Raw genomic sequence first — 17,987 nt, forward strand, 5'->3', positions numbered from 1 at the left:
CACCGGAGCCTAACAGCCCCGCCGGCACCTCATGCGTCCCAGGTGACCGGCAGGCTCTTGACCCCGTAGACGTCCGCGGTCTCCGGCCGCAGGGCCACCTCCTCGGCCGGCACGGCCAGGCGCAGCGTGGGGAAGCGGGCGAGCAGCGCGGTGAACGCGACGCGCATCTCGACGCGGGCGAGCTGCTGCCCCAGGCACTGGTGGATGCCGTGCCCGAAGGCCAGGTGACCGCCCTCCTCCCGGCCCAGGTCGAGCACGTGCGGGTCGGCGTGACGCCCGGGGTCGCGGTTGGCGGTGTTGTACGACAGGATGACCGTCGTCCCCGCCTTGATCGTCTGGCCGCCCAGCTCGACGTCCTCCAGCGCGACCCGCTGGGACTGCTTGACGACGCTGAGGTAGCGCAGCAGCTCCTCCACGGCCGGCTCGGCGAGCGCGGGGTCGGCGCGCAGCGCGGCGAGCTGCTCCGGGTCGCGCAGCAACGCGAACGTGCCCAGCGCCAGCATGTTCGTGGTGGTGTCGAGCCCGGCCGCCAGCAGGATGAGGCTGACGTCCTGCAGCTCCTCGTCGGTCAGGTCGCTGTCGGTGAGGTCGCTGAGCACGTCGTCGGTGGGGTCGGCGCGCTTGGCGACGACGAGTTGCCCGAGGTAGGTCTGCACCGCGGTGTAGGCGGCGATCAGCTCCTCGTCGCTGGTCTCGCCGCTCATGAACTTGTCGACGTTCTCCTGGAAGGAGTCGCGGTCCTCGTACGGCACGCCGAGCAGCTCGCAGATGACGATGGCCGGGATGGGCTTGGCGAACGCGGTCACCAGGTCGGCTCCGGGCCCGGCCTTCTCCATGGCGTCCAGGCAGGCGGCGGTGATCTGCTCCACGCGCTCGGTGAGCAGCCGCATGCGCCGCACGGTGAACTTGCCGACCAGCGGCTTGCGGTAGCGGCTGTGCTGGGGGTCGTCCATGAGCAGGAACTCGCCGGGCGCGGCGGGCGGCACTTCGATGTCGCCGTAGTCGACCAGCGGGTGCTGCTTCATCAGCTCCTTGCGCGAGCTGAACCGCGGGTCGGCGAGCACCGCCCGCACCAGGTCGTAGCCGGTGACGAGCCAGCCCTGGTGCCCGCTGGGGAAGGGGAAGCGGCTGATGGGGCCGTGCTCGCGCGCCTCGACGAGCTCCTTGGGCGGGTCGAAGGGGCAGCCGGCGGCCCGCTCGGTCGGCATCGTCGTCAAGGTGTAAGGGGAGTCGCTCTTGGTCGTCCTCGTCCGGTGAAGTCAGGTGCGGTTCAGCCTTCCTGACGGCGCTGACACGGGGCCGTCATCGCGCTGACACGGAAGCCATAATCGCGGCTTATGGGAGCGATCAGAACTAGCTGTTGGACTTCTAGATCCGTTCTCGGCAGGCTGGAAGAGACCCCGAACACGAAACTGGAGAAACCGTCATGAGCGAGAAGGCCATGCGGCCGGAGGACATCACCCGGCTCTTCGTCGAACGTTCCAACGCCGGGGACGCGGCCGGAGTGGCCGCGCTCTACGAGGAGGACGCCGTGCTCGCCTACCCGCCGGGCAGCAGGACCGTCGGCCGGGCCGCCATCCGGGCCCTCTGGGAGAAGGTGCTGGCGAACCGGCCGCACTTCGAGGCCGAGGAGCCGCTGCCGACCCTGGTCAGCGGCGACCTGGCCCTCACCTCGACCCCGCCGCGGGACGGGGCCGGGGCCAGGGCGCAGGTGGTGCGCCGCCAGCCGGACGGGAGCTGGCTGCGCGTCCTCGACCAGCCCGAGTTCGTCACCCCGCCCCGCTGACCCTCGACCGGCGGCCGGCCTGCGTCAGCCCGCCCCGCTGACCGTTCAGCTCGCGGCGAGCGTGGTGTCGGCCAGTTCGCGCCAGTCCAGCTCCCGGCCGGCCCGCACCGCCTCGGCGTACTCGTTCTCGCCGAGGCGGCCACGCGCCTCGTCGGCGATCCTGGCGGCGTCCGGCTGCGAGTGGTCCACGGTGCCGCGCACGCCCTCGCTCGCCGCGAGCAGCCGCACGGCCTGCTCGTCCTCTCCCCTGCGCAGCGCCAGGTCCGCGATCCCGATCAGCACCTCGGCGATCAGCGGCGGGAACGCGTGGTCCACGACGGTCTCGAGCGCCGCCGCCCGGTGGGCGCGCGACTCCTCCAGGTCGTCGGTGAGGTAGCCGTACAGGTTCGAGGCTCCGGCGCTGAGCCCCTCCCCCAGATCCGTGTGGACCAGGATGCCCTGCACGGTGGCCAGGTGCTGCCGCGCCCGCTCCGGCTCGCCACGCCAGCGCGCCAGGTGCGCCTTGGCCATCTCCAGCTGGGCGAGCGCGTCCGGCCATGTGATCCCGCCCGCCCTCAGCTGCGCCCCTTCCAGTGCGGACGCGCTGGCGCGCTCGTCGCCCAGCAGCCAGTAGAGCTGGGCCTGCCGCGCCCGCAGGATCACCACTTCCTCGGTCGCGCCCAGCTCGGTCAGCGCCACCACCGCCTCGTCGTAGAACGCGCAGGCGCGCACGAACTCGCCGCGCATGGCGAGCCGGTCGGCCAGGAACATCAGGGCCAGCGAGATCCCCCACCGGTCCCCCAGCGTCCTGAACTCGGCGAGGGCGACCTCGGCGTCGGTGTCCACGTCGGTCTCGTCACCGCTGAGCGACAGCCGCAACCGGCCGCGGGCGAGCCGCGCCTGCGCCCGCACCCACGGGTCGTCCGCGGCGATGAGCGGGTCGAAGGCGGGCAGGAACTCCGTCGGCCCCTGCAACATCCGCTCCAGCGGCACGACGAACCCGAGCAGCGGGCCGCTGGACCCGCCGCTGCGCTGGATGTAGCGGTGCGCCTCCTGGATCCACTCGCGCGCCTTGAACTGGTCGCCGTACCCGGACGTCACGAACACCGTCACGATCGTGTACGCCAGCGCCCGCACCTCGTCGGGCACCTCGCCCTCCAGCGAGGCCGCCGCGATGCTCAGCTCCGTGCCCTCGGCCCTGTCGCCGCCGAGGTACCAGAACCAGCCCGCCGCGCCGACCAACCGCATCGCCTCCAGGGCCCACCCCTCGGCGATCGCGCCGCGCAGCGCCACCACGATGTTGTCGTGCTCGACCGCGAGCCTGGCCATCCACTCCAGCTGCTCGCCCCGCCGCAGGTGCGGCTCGGCCGTCTCCGACAGCTCGGTGAAGTACGCCAGATGCGCCCGCCGCGCCGACTCGCTCTCGCCCGCCTCGGCGAGCCGGTCCGCCGCGTACTCCCTGATGGTGTCGAGCATCCGGTAACGCGGCGCGCCCTCGCCGTCCTCCAGCAGCAGCGACTTCTCGATCAGCGCGGTCAGCACGTCGAGGACGAGCTCCCCGGCGAACACCTCGCCCCCGCACACCCGTTCGGCCGCCTCCAGGCTCGCCCCGCCGGAGAACACCGACAGCCGCCGCAGCACGCCGCGCTCTGCCTCGCTGAGCAGGTCCCAGCTCCAGTCGACGACCGCGCGCAGCGTCTTGTGCCGGGGCAGCGCCGTACGGCTGCCGCTGGTCAGCAGGCGGAAGCGGTCGTCGAGCCGGCGCGCGAGCTGGTCCACCGACATGGTGCGCAGCCGCGCGGCGGCCAGCTCGATCGCCAGCGGGATCCCGTCGAGCGCGGCGCAGATCCGCGCCATGGCCGCCAGGGTCCCGGGGTCGGAGCCGATGTCCTTGCGCACCAGCTCGGCCCGGTCGCGCAGCAGCCGTACCGCGGGCGAGGCCAGCACGTCGGCGGGCGGGGCGCCCTTCTCCGGCAGCGCCAGCGGCTCGACCTGCCACAGCACCTCGCCGGTGATGCCCAGCGGCTCCCTGCTCGTGGCCAGGATCCGCAGCCTGCGGCACTCGCCCAGCAGCCGGTCCGTGAACTCCGCCGCCGCCTCGATGACGTGCTCGCAGTTGTCCAGCACCAGCAGGATCGCGCGCTCCCGCACCGCGGCGATCAGCCGGTCCATCGTGTCGCCGCCGCGCGCGTTGCCGAGCAGCCCCTGGTCGCGCAGGCCGATCGCGGTGAGCGCCGCCTGCGCCAGCTCGCCGCCGGCCCGCACCGAGGCCAGCTCCACCAGCCACGCGCCGTCCGGCAGCTCGCCGAGCATCGTCCGCGCCGTCTCGGCGGCGAGCCTGGTCTTGCCGGAACCGCCCGGCCCCGTCAGCGTGACGAGGCGGTGCTTGACGGCCAGCCCGGCGACCGTGGAGACGTCCTCCTCCTTGCCGACGAAGCTCGTCAGCTCGGCGCGCAGGTTCGTCCTGCCGCTGTCCGCGCGCTCGCCCAGCTCGCCGCGCAGCAGCGCGGTGTGCAGCGCCGACAGCTCCGCCGACGGGTCGGCGCCCAGCTCGTCGGCCAGCCGCTCGCGCGTGCGCTGGTACAACGTCAGCGCCTCGTTGCCGCGCCCGGCCTCGGCCAGCGCCCGCACCAGCGCGGCCACGAAGCCTTCCCGCAGCGGGTACGTCGCCACCAGCTCCGTCAGCTCGGAGACCATCTCCGAGCCGCGCCCGAGGCGGATGTCGGCGTCCACGCGGTCGCTGAGCGCGGCGACGTGCAGCTCGTCGAGCCGCGCGACCACGGCGTCGAACGCCTCGCTGTCGCGCAACGCGATGTCCGCCATGGCCGGGCCGCGCCACAGCGCCAGCGCCGGCCGCAGCAGCTCCGCCCGCGCCGCCGGCTCCGCGGCGCGGGCCTGGCTGACGAGCTGCTCGAAGCGGCACACGTCCACGTCCTCGGCGGCGACCGCCAGCCGGTACCCGCCGGACTCCGCCTCGATCACGCCGTCCGGGAGCACTCTGCGCAGCCGCGACACCAGCGCTTGCAGGGCGTTCACCTCATCGGCGGGCGGCTGCTCGCCCCAGATCCAGTCGACCAGCCTCGACCGGGTGACGATCCGCCCAGGCTCGAGAGCCAGCACGGCCAGCAGGGCCCGCAGCCGCGCCCCGGGAACCTCCACCGGGGCCCCGTCACCGTTCCGGACCTCGAACGGCCCGAGCAATCCAACTCGCACGACGGTAATTGTGCCGAAGTATGGCGACGCCGACGAATCGGCGGGCCGGTGCGGTCAGCGTGCCGCGTACCGAAGGCCGATACGACCAGCGCCGCCGTGGCCACCCACCGGCCCCGGCCGATGGGCCGTCGCGGCGCGACCAACCACGACGGCCGCGCCGCCGGCCCCGTGCCACGTCCGGACGCCGGAGGAAGATCCATGACGCCTCGCCCCGGCGAGCGGCGCGTGTAGGTTGTGGTGATGTCCACGCTGGGCCTCTTACCAGGCCGGTCGCGGGTGGCCGCGGGCGTCGTCACCGCCGTCCTGCTGACCGCCCTGACCGGCTCCACGGGCGGGCTGACGACCGCCCGCCCGTACGACCTCGGCTGCCCCGCCTGGACGGAGCGGCACCGGAGCATCGACGCCACGCGGGCGCAGGACCGCGAGCGCGCCTTCCTCTGTCTGGTACGGGACGCGGGCGGGCCGATGTTCCCGCCGGGCGAGCCTGACCAGGCCCTCCTGGGGCGCGGCAGGGCCCTGTGCGCCCAGCCGGGCTGGCGCAGAGCCGACGAGTGGCTGCGCAGCGGCGACTTCACGATCAACCTGCACGGCCTGGACAGCGCGCTGGTGTTCCTGTGCCCCGACGCCGTCGGCGGCGCGGCCCTGCGCCCCTCGGACGAGCTGCTGGCCGCCGACGAGGCCGATTATGTCGCCGCGAGCAACGCCGCCTGCCGCGACCCGTGGCCCCGCACCCGGGCCCGCGCGCAGGGGACGGCCGCGTACTTCACCTCCGAGGGCGGCGGCTACCACCTGGCCGACGACCGGGACCCGGCCAACGAGGACGGCGTCGAGCACGACTACGACGGCCTGCTGGCGGCCGGGGAGACCGGCGTGGCCGTCCGGACGATCGGGGGACGGGGCCTCTGCGTGACCGTCAAGGCGTTCGGCGAGGCTCCGCCGCTGCGGCTCAAGGGGTGGCAGGAGGTCGCCGAGGTGGGCGTCACCAGCCGCAGCGGCCGGCTGGCGGTGCCGGTGTTGCGGCCGGGCGGCGAGGAGGGGGCCGGGCGGGCCCTGCCGAACCTGGCGATCGACGGGCCGGGACACTACCGGGTGCGCGTGTACGCGCGGGCCGATGCGGACAGCGCCGGCATGCTGCCCGCCGAGTGGCATCTGATCGTGGTCCATCCCGGGCGCTCCAGGAAAGAGGTCGTCCACCGATAGCGGAGCCGATCATGCGAACTGCAGTCGCCGTGCAAGCGGCGCCTGATCCACTACCGGCGTAAGTACGGACCAGGCGGCCCGCCGAGGCCCGCCGCCCAGTGTGAGGAAGAAGCAGGGATGGGATCGATCGTCTTCGGGACCGCCGCCGTGATCGCCGCGATCGTCGGCGTGGTGCTGTTCGTCAGATTGAGGCGGAAGCCGGAGACGCGGGCCGGGGCGTACGTCAGCGCCACGTTCCTGTTCCTCGGCGCGGGGGTGCTCACCATGGGCTCCATCTCGTTCGCGAGCCTGGAGTCCACCGCGCTGCGGACGTTCACCGCGCAGGAGCGGGCGGCGGCGGTGCCGTGCAACGCGACGGTCCTGGGGGCCGAGCAGACCTCCAACAAGCAGAACGGCCGCTACTTCTGGCTGCTGCGGCTGCGCGTCACCCCTCAGTCGGGCAGCCCGTACGACATCGAGCGCACCACCCGGCTCACCTCGTCCATGGGGGAACGCCTGGAGAAGGGCAACGTGGTGCTGCCCTGCCTGGTGGCGCCCGCCGACAACACGCGCATCGAGATCGCGGCCCTGGCCTGACTCAGGTCGCGGCCGCGACCCGGCCGCTCTCGCGGACGCAGGCGTCGACGACGGCCGCGAGCAGCCCGGGAAAGCGGCCGTCGAGATCACCGGGCCGGAGGCTGTTGATCTTGGTGGTGCCCTCGTAGTGCTGCCGGATGATGCCCGCCTCCCGCAGCACGTTGAAGTGGTGGGTGGCGGTCGACCGGGAGACGGGCAGGTCGAAGGTTCCGCAACTGAGGTCGCGCCCCGCGACGGCGAGCTGCGCGATCATCGAGCGGCGCACGGGGTCGGCGACCGCTTCGAGGAACTGCTGGAGGGTGACCTCGGCGGCCGGGGGGTTGTCCACGGTGCGCGGGCTGGTCTTCGGGCGGGCCACGCGGTCTCCTCCTCGGGCGATCAGGGCTGGCACGCCATGCTACGACGGCCGTCGCGGGACCGCGTCACCTCGCGGGCGGCTGCAGCACGAGCGTGCCGCTGCCGGTGTCCAGCTCGGCCGTCGTGCCGAGGGGGACGGCGTGCGGGTCGGGGCCGTGACCGAGCTCCAGGCCGCCGAGCACGGGGACGCCCAGCGGGACCAGCCGGTCGCGCAGCACGTCGATGAGGTTCCAGCCCCGGTCCGTGTAGTCCTCGAACCCGGGGAAACGGCCCAGCGCGACCCCGCGCAGACCTTCGAGCGCCCCGGATCGGATGAGCTGGGTGAGCTGCCGGTCGATCTGGCCGATCCCGACGGTGCGTTCGGCCTCGATCAGCAGGATCGCCCCGTCCAGGGCGGGCAGCCCGGCGCCCGCCATCCCGGCCATCGAGCCGAGGTGCCCGCCCATGAGGTAGCCGGTGGCGCGGCCCGGCACCTCGGCGGCCACCGACATGAGGTGCGGGTTGCGGTGCCGCACCGACGGTTCGGTGCTGGTGAGCAGGTGCTTGACGGTGGCGACGGCGTTCTCGCCGACCAGGCAGCCGTGGATGACGGGCACCCGGCAGCCGTGCCAGATGGCCAGGTGCAGGTACGTGATGTCGCTGAAGCCGACGAGCGGTTTGGGGTCGGCGCGGATGGCGCCGAGGTCGAGCCCGTCGATGATCCGGTAGGCGCCCGCGCCGCCCCTGGTGGTGATGACGGCCCGGATCTCGGGGTCGGCGAAGGCGGCGTTGAGGTCGGCGAGCCGGTCCGCGTCGTGCCCGGCCAGGTAGCCTCGCTGGTCGAGGACGTGCGCGCCGACCTTCACCGCCAGGCCCCAGCCCCGCAGGATCTGGATGAGCTGCTCCACCGAGGCGGCGTCGGGGAAGCTGGCCGGGGAGACGATGCCGACGTGGTCGCCGGCCCGCAGCCGCGGCCAGGGGGTTCCGGGGGTCGTGCTCGAAGTGGTCACCGTGCCTCCTGTTCCGGGTCCGAGAAACAGCAGTCTCGCGTAAAGGTCAGTGCACCCCGCCCGGCACCGGCCGCTTGCGCGGCGAGGGGCGGCCCTGGAGCATCTCCTTGCCGACGCGCGCCGACGTCCCGGGAGTGCCCCTGTGATCACCGACGATCTCTTCGAGCCGGAACTCGTCCTCTGGGAGGCCTTCCCGACAGCGCGTCCCGTGGACCTGCCCGGCGCTCCCGTGCGGGCGGCGACGATCGCGCGGCTGCTGCTCGGCGCCCAGGAGCGCCAGCCGGGGCGGACGCCCGGCGTGCACCTGTCCGGAGCCAGGATCACCGGCCGGCTGGACCTCTCGCACGCCGAGGTGCAGCACCCGCTGATCCTGACCGGATGCGAGTTCGAGGAGGCCCCCGTACTCACCGGGGCCCGCACAGGACCGGTCGATCTCACCGGCTCCCGGCTGCCCGGCCTGCGGGCCGCCGACGCGGTGATCGGCGGGGGCCTGAGGCTGGAGGGGTGCGTGTTCGGCGGCCCGGTCCTGCTCGGCGGCGCGCACGTGTCCGGGACGCTGGACCTGGGCGGCGCGGCGATCCACGCGGACCCGGCCGTGCACGCCGACGGCCTCGTCGTCGACAGGGACCTGCTGTGCGCGGACGCCGCCGTACACGGAGAGTTACGCGTCGCGGGCGCCAGGATCGGCGGCACGCTGATCCTCGACGGCGCGCGGGCCGGGCTGCCGGGCGGTCGCGCCCTCACTGCCGAGGGGATCGTCGTGGACGGCGGGCTGCTGTCCCGTCACGGTTTCCGCTCGTACGGCGAGGTGAACGTGCAGGACTCCCGGATGGGACGCCGATGCGTGTTCAGCGGAGCCCGGCTGTCGAACCCCGGCGGCCTGGCCATGAACGCGGAGCGGCTCACCGTCGAGGGCGCCCTGCTGCTGAACGACGGTTTCACCGCCGAGGGCGAGGTCCTCCTGCGCGCCGCCCACGTGTCCGGCCAGCTCTCCCTGGCCCATGCGAGCCTCGCCGGCCCGGCGGGACGCGCGCTCAACGCGCCGCTGATGGAGATCGGCAGCGGGCTGCGCGCCACCCCGGCCTTCACGGCGGCGGGAGAGGTGTTCCTCGACTCCACGCAGGTGCGCGGATCCGTCAACTTCGACGGCGGGAAGCTGTCCAACCCGGGGGCGACGGCGCTGTCCCTGCGGCGGCTGGGCGTCACCGGCAGGCTGAGCTGCAGCGAGGGCTTCACCGCCGACGGCGAGGTCCTGCTCGTCACCGCCAGTGTCGAGGGCAGCATGGAGTTCCACGGGGCCACGATCCGCAACCCCGCCGGGCGTGCGCTGACGATGTGGGAGGTGGTTGTGGGCGGCGGCGTCGACTGCTGCGAGGGGTTCACGGCCGAGGGGGCCGTCTCGGTCAGGAACGCCCGGATCGCCGCCACGCTCTGCTTCGCCGAGACCACCGTCGACGGCGACCTGCACCTGCGTGGCGTCGAGGCGGCGTCGCTGAAGATCGGGCCGCAGACGGTGCTGCTGCGCGCCGCCGACCTGCGGCACACCCGGGTGGGGGTGCTCGACGACGTCCCCGACAGGTGGCCGGCCGACCTCCGGATGAACGGCTTCGCCTACGACGGCCTGGAGACGCCCCTGCCCGTCCGGGATCGGCTCGGCTGGCTGGGCAGGCAGGCCTACCAGCCGCAGCCGTACGAGCAGCTGGCCGCTGTCTACCGCAGGCACGGGCACGACGAGGCCGCCCGTGACGTGCTGCTGGCCAAGCAGCGCCGGCTGCGGACGGGGCAGCGGCTGGGGGCGCGGGTGTGGGGGCACCTCCAGGACTGGACCGTCGGGTACGGCTACCGGCCGCTGCGTGCGGCGCTGTGGCTGGCGGCCCTTCTGGTCGTGGGCACGCTGGTGTTCGCCGTCCAGCAGCCGCCCGCGCTCAAGCCCGGCGAGGCGCCTGCCTTCAACGCGTTCCTGTACACGCTGGACCTGCTGCTGCCGATCATCAGCTTCGGGCAGGAGGGCGCGTTCGGGCCTCGTGGGTGGCAGCAGTGGTTCGCCGCGGCGCTGATCGCGGCGGGGTGGATCCTCGCGACCACCATCCTGGCCGGTCTCACCCGCGCCCTGTCCCGCCAATGATCAAGCTCATCGTTGGCGGCGCAACCCCCGCAGGAAGGACCAGAGCGGGGATCGGGCCGGCTTTCCCGCGGCCTCGTCCGCGACAGGCGCCTGCGGGGCGGGCGGCTCGGCGCCGCCGCTCCGCACCGGTGCCGGCCCCTGGGCCAGCTCGTACTGGACGGGCAGCGACCGCAGCGCCCGCATGAACGGCGAGGGCCGCCACGGGAGCTGGTCGGCCGGGAGCGCCAGCTTCACCTTGGCCAGCCGCTTGAACAGCCGGTGCACGGCGATGACGGTGATCCGGGTCGCCAGGAGCTGCCCGAGGCAGTTGTGCGGCCCCGCGCCCCACGCGAGGTGCGCCCGGGTGGTGCGGATGGCGTGCCAGTCGATCGCGCCGGCGAAGCGCGGGTCCTGGTGGGCGGCGGCGACGGAGAGCATCACGGGGTCGCCCGCGGCGATGGTGTAGTTGCCGAGCTTCACGTCCGTCAGCGCGTACCTGAAGGTGAGGTTGGCCATCGGCGGGTTGAGCAGGGCGACCCTGTTGACCGTCTCGTCGATGGCCCCCACCGACACGCTCTCGCGCACGTCGGGGTTGGCGGCGACCTCGACGACCACGTTGCAGACCAGGCTGGCGGTGAAGTCGAGCAGGCCGGGCAGCATGAGCAGCTCGCGGGCCAGCTCGTCCTGGGTGATGTCCGGCTTGGCGTTGATCATGTGGGACGGCAGGTCGTCGCCGGGCGTCCGGCGCTTGGCCTCGCCCAGCTCGGTCATGGCGGCGTAGAGGCGCTCGAAGGCCGCGGCGGCGTCCGGGCCGGCGTCGATCATGCGCCAGATGTCCATGACGACGTCCTCGCCACGGGCGGCGGGGAAGCCGAGCATGCGGTTGGCGACCATGAGCGGGAGCGGGCGCGCGTACTGGGCGGCCAGGTCGGCCACCCCCGTGGTGCCGCCTTCGGCAAGCACGCCGATGAGGTCGTCGGCGTACTGCGCGACGGCCTGCTCCAGTCGCTGCGCCTGAGGGTGGCCGTGGTTCTGGAACGGGGCCAGCGCGGCGGTCCAGGCGTTGCGCAGCTCGTGCTGGACGGCGCCTTCCTGGAACGTGGAGTTGTTGACCTGGAAGACGGGGTGCAGCGGCCAGTCGGCCGGGATGCGGCCCGTCGCGTGGGCCTTCCACCGGTCCAGGCGCTTGCTCCAGACGCCCCCTGAGTTCTGCAGGACGCGGAGCACCTCCTCGTACCCCAGGACGAACCAGACCGGCACCCCGAGGAGGTCGACCGGCGCGACCGGCCCGTAGATCTTGCGCAGTCTCTCGTGCACCTGCGCGGGGTTCGCGTCGTAGTCCCTAGTCAGCAGTGGCTCGGCGGACGCCGGTGCCGGGGAGGCGGGGGGCTGCTGGGGCCACGGGCCTTGGGTCACGTGCTGAACTACCTCTCTGCTCGCTGCTCCGCCGTCACCTCGTCACAGATCATGAACGAGTGACACGCTCTGGGAGCTTACGGCTGTTTCACGCAGAAGGTGTGCAGCACCACGAATTGTAACCAAAGCCCGCGCGATCTCGGCGGCGCCGTACCGCTCCGGCTAGGGTCGAGCGCATGAAACCTGAGGAAATCCCCCTCTTGCATGCTCTCGGCACGCCGACGATCTCGCCCGACGGGAAGCATGCGATCGTCGCCGTCACCAGGCCCGATCTCGACGCCGACGAGTACCGCGGGGGCCTGTGGCTGGTTCCGTCGGACGGTTCCGCCGAGCCTCGCCGCCTGACGGGAGGCCCGAACGACGCCGACCCCGCCTACTCGCCCGACGGCGCGTGGCTGGCCTTCGTCCGGGGCGGCGACGGCGCCAAGCCGCAGCTCTACGTGATGCCGACCGGCGGCGGCGAGCCGCGCAAGGTGACCGGCCAGCCGCTCGGCGCCGGCTCCCCGGCGTGGAGCCCCGACTCGCGGCGGCTGGCGTTCGTCGCGCGCGTGCCCGAGGAGGGCAGGTACGGCGACGGCGAGCCCGGCAAGGAACGGCCGCGCCGCATCACCGGCTTCCAGTTCCGGCGCGACAACCTGGGCTTCTTCATCGACCGGCGGGCGCACGTCTTCGTCGTCGACCCGTTCGCCGACGACCCCTCCCCCACCCGGGTGACCGAGGGAGACTTCGACCACGGCGAGGTGACCTGGAGCCCGGACGGCTCGCTGCTGGCGTTCGTGGCCGCCCGCCACGACGAGCGCGACAGCACGCTCACCGGCGACGTGTGGGTGTGCGCCCCCGACGGCTCGGAGCTGCGCCGGGTGACCGCCACCGACCTGGCCGTGGCCGCGCCGCGCTTCACCCCTGACGGCGACGCCGTGTGCTTCCTCGGCGCCGACGCCGGGTCCGACGGCCGCAGGCTGGTCTGCAGGAACCTGGGCCTCTGGCTGGCGCCGCTCGGCGGGGGCGCGGCTCGCCGCCTCACTGACGAGGAGCGCTTCCACGTCGCCGAGAGTTCCTACGTCCCCACGGCCGGCGGCGTGCTCGTCACCGTGGAGAACCGGGGCGCCAAGGACCTGCTGCGGGTGCCGTACGCGGGCACGGAGCCGGATGTCCTGATCGACGGCCCGCGCGAGGTCACCGCCGTCGCGCACGCGGCGGGCGTCACCGTCGCGACCGTCGCCGACACCCGCACGCCCGGCGAGCTGGTCGCGCTGCGTGAGGAGGGCGAGACCACCCTCACCTCCTTCGGCCGCGACCTGGACGTGCTGCCCATCGAGGAGGTCACCGGCACGGCCCCCGACGGCTACCCGGTGCACGGCTGGATCGTCCGCCCGGCGGGCGCGGGCCCGCACCCGGTGCTGCTCATGATCCACGGCGGCCCCTTCACGCAGTACGGCTGGCACGTCTTCGACGAGGCGCAGGTCTACGCCTCGGCCGGGTACGCGGTCGTGATGGGCAACCCGCGCGGCTCGTCCGGCTACGGCCAGGCGCACGGCCGGCACATCCTCGGCGACGTCGGCCGCCTGTCGGCCGTGGACCTGCTGACGCTGCTGGACGCCGCCTTGGCCACCGGCGGCCTGGACGCCTCCCGCGCCGGTGTGCTGGGCGGCTCGCACGGCGGCTTCATGACCACCTGGCTGGCCGCTCACCACGGCGAGCGGTTCAGGGCGGCGATCAGCGAGCGCGCGCTGAACGCGATCGACAGCTTCCACGGCAGCAGCGACATCGGCTGGTCGTTCACCCGCGACCTGTACGGCGAGGACCCGGCGAGCTGGGTGGAGCAGGCCCCGCTCACGCACGCCGACAAGATCGAGATCCCGTTCATGATCATTCACTCGGAGCACGACTGGCGGTGCCCGGTGGAGCAGGCGCAGCGGCTGTTCGTCAAGCTCCGGCTACGCGGGGTGGAGACCGAGATGCTGCTGTTCCCCGGGGAAGGCCACGAGCTGTCCCGCTCGGGGCTGCCCAGCCATCGGGTCGCCCGCTTCGAGGCCATCCTCGACTGGTGGGGCCGCCACCTCTGACCCCGTCCCGCCCCTTACGGTGGTCTCATGAACATCTGCGTCTTCCTGTCGGCCGCCGACCTGTCCGAGACCTACACCCGTCCCGCCCGCGAGTTCGCCGAGCTGATCGGCAAGGGCGGGCACACGCTGGTCTGGGGAGGCTCCGACGTGGGCCTGATGAAGGTGGTGGCCGACGGGGTGCACGCGGCCGGCGGGCGGCTGATGGGCGTCTCGGTCGACTTCCTGGTCCACAAGGCGCGCCGTGGCGTGGACGACATGGTCGTCGCGGCGGACCTCGCCGAGCGCAAGAGACTCCTGCTGGAGAAGGCGGACGCGGTGGTCATCATGGTGGGCGGCACGGGCACGCTCGACGAGGCCACCGAGATCCTGGAGCTGAAGAAGCACGGGCGGACGGACAAGCCCGTGGTGCTGCTGAACACGGCGGGGTTCTACGACGGGCTCAAGGAGCAGTTCCGGCGGATGGAGGACGAAGGGTTCCTGCCTCGTCCCCTTACCGACCTGGTGTTCTTCGCTGAGGAGCCGGTGGGGGCGATGGCCTATCTGGAGGAGTCGCTCGGCATGCGCTGAGCGTCCTCCGCGACGGCCTGGCTGTCCGCGGATGCCCCGGGCACTCCAGGCGCGACGGCCTCGCGGACGGCGGGCGCCGCCGCCTCGCCTCCCCCGCGCGCGACGGCCTCGCGGACGGCGGGGGCGATCTCCTGGCCCCAGCGGGCCAGCGTGGTGGCGTCCACGGCGCCGTGCCCGGCGGCGAAGAGCGTGAAGCCCGAAGCGCCGTGCTCCAGCACCGCCGAGGTCAGCTCCTCGACCCACTGTCCGGCGGAGCCGCCGACCCACCGCCCGTCACCGTCGCGGGTGGCGGGCAGCGGCCGGTCGGTGATCCGCCCGGGCAGGTTGAAGACGGTGCGGATCTCGCGCGGATCGCGCCCCGCCGACGCCGCCGCCTCGTCGATGACGGGCCGGGACGCCCGGTAGCGCGCGCTGAGCCAGTCGGCCGCGTGCCCCGGGATCCAGCCGTCGGCCACCCGGCCGGTGGCGGCCAGGGACTTGGGCCCGACAGAGCCGGTCCACACGGGCGGCGCGGCGACGGGCGCGGGCTCGATCTGGCGCACCTGGTAGTGGACGCCCTCGAACGTCACCGGAGGGCCACCGCCGGACAGCAGCTTGACCAGGACGATCGCCTCCTCGAAGGCGTCAACGGCGTCACCGGGGGCCAGCTTCGGCACGCCCATGTCGGCGATGCGGTCCCACAGCCCGCCGGCGCCCATGCCGAGCACGACCCGGCCCTGCGACAGGGCCGACAAGGAGGTCACGGTCCTGGCCAGCATGGCGGGCGGCCGGGTCGGCAGGTTGGTCACGTTGACGAGACCGGCCAGGCGGCTCGTCCGCCCGAGGACGAAGCCGAGCGCGGCGTAGGCGTCCAGGCGCCCGCCGATGTAGGGGTGGTCGGCCAGGGTGAACAGGTCCAGCCCGTCACGGTCGGCCTGCTGGGTGAGACGCGACAACTCGGGTATGTCGTCGAGCCCGGGATGCGTGCCGAATCCGAAGACGACATCAGGTGCGGACATTTCTCCGCCTTTCAAAAAAGGTCGCAGTTCGTGTCACGAACCATATTAGTTCGTGACACGAACTGCAACCTCAGCGTTCCACGAAGACCATGGGCACCTGATTGTCCGCCACCACGCGGCCGAGCAGACCGGCCAGCGCCTCGCGCTCGTCCTGGGCGAACCCCGAGATCAGCCCATCGACCCGGCGGCACGTCTGCGCGTAGAACTCATCGGCCAGCTTGGCGCCCCGCCGCGTCAGCCCCACCCGCACCGCGCGGGAGTCGTGCGGGTCAGGGGTCCGCTCCACCAGGCCGTTGCGCTCGGTGCGGTCCACCAGACCGGTCAGGCTCGACTTGGCCAGGCCCAGCACCGCACCCAGCTCGCCCATGCCGTACGACTGCGCCATCAGGACGCACAACAACTGGCCCTGCTGCTGGGTCAGCCCGAACTCGCGGGCGGAGGCCTCGTACACGGCGTTCACCAGGAACGTGGACCGCACCAGCCCGACCACCGCGCCGATCGGGCCCTCGACTTGCTCATTCACCGCCCAAGAATAGCAAAATTCGCGGCGCGAACTAACGCTGAGCCGTGGGTTCGGGGTGGACGAGGGCGCTGTCGGCGATGTGCAGGACGGCGTCCGCGCCGTCGAGGGCCGAGGCGTCGAGCGGGAAGTAGCCGTACTGCTGCGGCCCGGTGCCGGTGCGGACGCGGGCGGCGCCGGGCAGGTCGGCCGGGGTGAGCCCCCAGGTGGTGACGCGCGACTGCAGCAGCCCCTCGAACGTGTCCGGCTCGGGCTCCGCGACGCCGATGGGCTCGCTCCGGCCGAGGCTGCCGGCGACGAAGGCGTACCGGTCGCCCAGCAGGTGCCCCACCAGGGCGCCCGCGCCGATCCAGCGGAGGTCCAGGTCGGCTGCGCTCATCGTGGTGACGGACTTCTGCAGGTGTGCGTTGTGCGCGTGGACCAGGGTCGGGCCGCGCCCGGCCTCGATGGTGCGGATGTCGAGGAGGTTCTGGGCCATGAGCGCGTCGCGGGTGGCCGACAGGCGGGTGATCCGCTCGTTCCGTTCGAGCGGGACCGCGGCCTGCTTGTGGTAGCGGAGCAGGCCCAGGCCGGCGGTGAGGTGCGTCCTGGCCCTGAGCCATGCGGCGCGTGCGGTCGCTTGCGGCTCGCGGGCGTGCAGGGCGGCGAGCAGGTCGCCGGCGATGGCGCGCAGGCGCCCGGCCTCGGCGCTGTCACCGGGCGACATGGCCGGGTCCATGATCGCCTCGGTACGGCTCCACCGTTCGTCGTCGCCCGCGACGCCGGCGATGTCGAGGTCGAGCCCCAGGTAGTCGCGGGCGTGTTCGAGGTAGCGCCGCGGGCTTGGCGCGTTGAAGTTCTCCGTGGACGCGTCGAAGCCGTGCAGGGCCAGCCGCTGCTCCGGCGGCCGGCTCTCGTTGTGCTCGCGCATCCAGGTGAGAAGCTCCCTGTTGGCCTCCTTGGCGCCCCAGCCGTGGGAGAAGCCCTCGTTCAGCGCGGTGTCGAGGTCGCCGACGCCCTCCCGTACGTAGTCGTCGGCGGTGAGCGCGGCCACGCGGTCGATCTCCAGGGCGATCGACCGGAAGCCGCGCTCGGCCAGCCGGGCGAACAGCTCGTTGCGGACCCGCCCGAAGGCGGGCACCGTGTGGGTGGGCTCGCCGACCGCCAGCAGGTCGCATGACGGGGTGATGAAGTCGCTGATGTCCTGACTCATGTGTGTAAATCGTATCGCTGAAACGTCGATTGAGACTTCGGCGGCGAGCTGCCTGGTGGTGGATGGAGAAGTCTCAAACGAGCAGACCTCCCGTCACCATGAGGCGGGCGGAGCCGGAGCGGTTCGGAGCGGGCGCGTGCAGGAGGTGGGGGTGCAGGAAGACCACGTCCCCCGGCTCCCCCGTCAGCTCCACGACCCGCACCGGAATCCCCGACACCGTCACCTCCGGACGCCCGCGGAGGTCCCGCAGCCGGGGATCCATGCCGAACACCGCGTCGCGCACGGCGGGCGAGCGTCCCGGCTCGGCCTCGCCCGCCTCCCGCAGGAACCGCGCGACCAGCCGGTGCGAACCGGACAGCACCACCGTGCCGCCCCCTCCCCTGCCGACGGGCGCGAGGTAGCCGAGCCACTTCAGCAGCAGGCCGACCCCGTTCGCGCCCCGCGCGGGGAAGTCGAGGTGCCAGCCTCCGGTCGGCACCTCCCACGGCCCCGGCGTCGGGAACGTGACCAGCGGGCCGCCCCAGTTGCCGGGCCGGGGCCAGTCCTGGCGGCCCAGCAACGCGCCGATCGCGGCCACGACGGCGGGCGAGCCCAGCCGGTCGAACACGCCGACCTTGCTCAACCGGCCGAGCCCGCCGGGTTGCGCCGGGGTCCAGGTGCTTGGCCGTTTGGGGTCGATGCCGTGCTTGCGGGCCAGGGCCGACCACACCGCCCCGGCCATCTCGGCCGCCGCCGTCGCGGGGAAGGCGCGATCGAGGCGGGCGTAACCGTGTTCGTCGTAGTGCGTGCGAAGAGCGTGGCCGTGCTCGTCGTCGTGCTTGCGTGGAGCGTTGACGTCCATGGGGCGGATCGCCTCTCGGGTCGTGACCCCCGGGCGCGGCGCGGGCGCGCGGCGGCCCACGCCGACTCGACGGTCGGTCGCGGGCGGGCCGGTGAGCACGCCCCGGACGGCGCGCTCCAAGGTGAGGCGCCTGGCATGGTGCCTGCCCCGAGCTGAAGCGCTTGGATGGCGCGCCAGGGGCGG

General features: G+C 73.3%; 15 protein-coding genes. 6 read left to right on the forward strand and 9 right to left on the reverse strand.

The window, feature by feature from the left end; all coding sequences use genetic code 11:
- Nucleotides 1-29: 29 nt before the first annotated feature.
- On the reverse strand, nt 30-1,208 hold the full coding sequence (locus tag FXF51_RS21105; protein WP_148436255.1) for a cytochrome P450: 1,179 nt from the start codon (nt 1,206-1,208) through the stop codon (nt 30-32).
- Between the two features lie 218 nt (nt 1,209-1,426).
- Between FXF51_RS21105 and FXF51_RS21110 the strand changes: the two genes are divergently transcribed.
- Nucleotides 1,427-1,786: a YybH family protein gene (locus tag FXF51_RS21110; protein ID WP_222871392.1), complete on the forward strand. Its 360-nt coding sequence runs from the start codon at nt 1,427-1,429 to the stop codon at nt 1,784-1,786.
- A gap of 45 nt (nt 1,787-1,831) precedes the next feature.
- Here FXF51_RS21110 and FXF51_RS21115 read toward each other — a convergent pair whose 3' ends face one another.
- Nucleotides 1,832-4,978, reverse strand: a complete 3,147-nt coding sequence (locus tag FXF51_RS21115) for a BTAD domain-containing putative transcriptional regulator (RefSeq protein WP_148436256.1) — start codon at nt 4,976-4,978, stop codon at nt 1,832-1,834.
- Between the two features lie 240 nt (nt 4,979-5,218).
- Here FXF51_RS21115 and FXF51_RS21120 point away from each other — a divergent pair, with 240 nt between their 5' ends.
- Nucleotides 5,219-6,178, forward strand: a complete 960-nt coding sequence (locus FXF51_RS21120; RefSeq protein WP_148436257.1) for a hypothetical protein — start codon at nt 5,219-5,221, stop codon at nt 6,176-6,178.
- Between the two features lie 117 nt (nt 6,179-6,295).
- Complete coding sequence (locus FXF51_RS21125; protein ID WP_148436258.1) at nt 6,296-6,754, forward strand: hypothetical protein; 459 nt, start codon at nt 6,296-6,298, stop codon at nt 6,752-6,754.
- Between the two features lies 1 nt (nt 6,755).
- On the opposite strand, the gene FXF51_RS21130 is transcribed toward FXF51_RS21125, so the two are convergent.
- Both FXF51_RS21130 and FXF51_RS21135 read right to left on the reverse strand, forming a co-directional pair.
- Nucleotides 6,756-7,112 carry an ArsR/SmtB family transcription factor gene (locus FXF51_RS21130; protein WP_148436259.1) on the reverse strand — a complete coding sequence of 119 codons (357 nt, stop codon included), beginning with the start codon at nt 7,110-7,112 and terminating at the stop codon, nt 6,756-6,758.
- A 64-nt stretch (nt 7,113-7,176) separates the two neighbouring features.
- Nucleotides 7,177-8,100, reverse strand: a complete 924-nt coding sequence (locus tag FXF51_RS21135) for an LD-carboxypeptidase (RefSeq protein WP_148436260.1) — start codon at nt 8,098-8,100, stop codon at nt 7,177-7,179.
- A gap of 142 nt (nt 8,101-8,242) precedes the next feature.
- Between FXF51_RS21135 and FXF51_RS21140 the strand changes: the two genes are divergently transcribed.
- Complete coding sequence (locus FXF51_RS21140) at nt 8,243-10,225, forward strand: pentapeptide repeat-containing protein (protein ID WP_148436261.1); 1,983 nt, start codon at nt 8,243-8,245, stop codon at nt 10,223-10,225.
- Between the two features lie 6 nt (nt 10,226-10,231).
- On the opposite strand, the gene FXF51_RS21145 is transcribed toward FXF51_RS21140, so the two are convergent.
- A complete protein-coding gene (locus tag FXF51_RS21145; protein ID WP_222871393.1) occupies nt 10,232-11,521 on the reverse strand; it encodes a cytochrome P450 in 1,290 nt (429 codons plus the stop codon).
- Between the two features lie 275 nt (nt 11,522-11,796).
- Here FXF51_RS21145 and FXF51_RS21150 point away from each other — a divergent pair, with 275 nt between their 5' ends.
- The gene (locus FXF51_RS21150) at nt 11,797-13,686 is read left to right on the forward strand and encodes a S9 family peptidase (RefSeq protein WP_148436263.1); all 1,890 of its coding nucleotides are present in this window, start codon (nt 11,797-11,799) and stop codon (nt 13,684-13,686) included.
- 27 nt (nt 13,687-13,713) lie between these two features.
- The gene (locus FXF51_RS21155) at nt 13,714-14,253 is read left to right on the forward strand and encodes a TIGR00730 family Rossman fold protein (protein WP_148436264.1); all 540 of its coding nucleotides are present in this window, start codon (nt 13,714-13,716) and stop codon (nt 14,251-14,253) included.
- Here FXF51_RS21155 and FXF51_RS21160 read toward each other — a convergent pair.
- The 4 genes from FXF51_RS21160 to FXF51_RS21175 all read right to left on the reverse strand — a co-directional run bounded on the left by FXF51_RS21160 (nt 14,223) and on the right by FXF51_RS21175 (nt 17,924).
- Nucleotides 14,223-15,251 (reverse strand): LLM class flavin-dependent oxidoreductase, encoded by a 1,029-nt coding sequence (locus tag FXF51_RS21160; protein WP_148436265.1) that lies wholly within the window; start codon nt 15,249-15,251, stop codon nt 14,223-14,225. The two genes, FXF51_RS21155 and FXF51_RS21160, sit on opposite strands and share 31 nt — an antisense overlap.
- A 70-nt stretch (nt 15,252-15,321) precedes the next feature.
- Nucleotides 15,322-15,774 carry a MarR family winged helix-turn-helix transcriptional regulator gene (locus tag FXF51_RS21165; protein ID WP_148436266.1) on the reverse strand — a complete coding sequence of 151 codons (453 nt, stop codon included), beginning with the start codon at nt 15,772-15,774 and terminating at the stop codon, nt 15,322-15,324.
- A 31-nt stretch (nt 15,775-15,805) separates the two neighbouring features.
- Nucleotides 15,806-16,963 (reverse strand): erythromycin esterase family protein, encoded by a 1,158-nt coding sequence (locus tag FXF51_RS21170; protein ID WP_148436267.1) that lies wholly within the window; start codon nt 16,961-16,963, stop codon nt 15,806-15,808.
- A 73-nt stretch (nt 16,964-17,036) separates the two neighbouring features.
- The gene (locus FXF51_RS21175) at nt 17,037-17,924 is read right to left on the reverse strand and encodes a phytanoyl-CoA dioxygenase family protein (RefSeq protein ID WP_148436268.1); all 888 of its coding nucleotides are present in this window, start codon (nt 17,922-17,924) and stop codon (nt 17,037-17,039) included.
- Nucleotides 17,925-17,987 lie beyond the last annotated feature (63 nt).

Origin of the sequence: Nonomuraea sp. PA05 (assembly GCF_008086045.1) — a bacterium.
Taxonomy (GTDB): domain Bacteria; phylum Actinomycetota; class Actinomycetes; order Streptosporangiales; family Streptosporangiaceae; genus Nonomuraea; species Nonomuraea monospora.